Origin of the sequence: Methylobacterium sp. E-025 (assembly GCF_022829705.1) — a bacterium.
In the GTDB taxonomy this organism is placed as follows: Bacteria; Pseudomonadota; Alphaproteobacteria; order Rhizobiales; family Beijerinckiaceae; genus Methylobacterium.
On record NZ_JAKSYR010000013.1, the window covers coordinates 1 to 698 of the forward strand.

Consider the following 698-nt stretch of genomic DNA (forward strand, 5'->3'; position numbering starts at 1 on the left):
TAGAGCGTTTTCGGTTTAATCTGGTCCGTATCCAGCGGCAGCGAAGAAGTTGGCGCACTCGTCAGGTGTGACGGTGTCGACGAGACGTCCGATGGCCGACCACAATCCCTCGACGGTTCGCTCGGCCGCTTTGCGTAGCAGCGCTTTGAGCTTCGAGAACGCCATCTCGATCGGGTTGAAGTCGGGCGAGTAGGACGGCAGGAACAACAGCCGTGCGCCTGCCGCCTCGATGGCCGACCGCACGGCCGGCCCCTTGTGGCTGCCGAGGTTGTCCATGACGACGATGTCGCCGGGGGCGAGTTCCGGCACCAGGATCTGATCGACGTAGGCCTGGAAGGCGTCGCGGTTGATCGGCCCATCGAGCACGAACGGCGCGGCGATCCCGGACAGGCGCAGGCCGGCGACCAGGGTCGTGGTCTTCCAGTGACCGTGCGGGATGGGCGAGCGCAGCCGCTCGCCGCGGGGAGAGCGTCCGCGCAGGCGGCCCATGTTGGTGGCCGTCCAGGTCTCGTCGAGGAAAACCAGGCGCGCAGGGTCGAGATCGGGTTGGCCCTCGAACCAGGCCTCGCGCGCCGCTTTCACGTCCGGGCGTTCCTGCTCGGCGGCGTGCGCTGTCTTTTTTTGTAGGTGAGATCGCGTGCGTCGAGGAAGCTCCACAGGGTGCCGAGCCCGACCGTGAGGTCGTGCTCGTCCTGGAG

The 698-nt window shown here is 66.8% G+C and carries 1 pseudogene; it reads right to left on the reverse strand.

The features are described from left to right. Positions 1-15 precede the first annotated feature (15 nt). A pseudogene (locus MKK64_RS00430) lies at positions 16-698 on the reverse strand (IS630 family transposase); the annotation flags it as partial.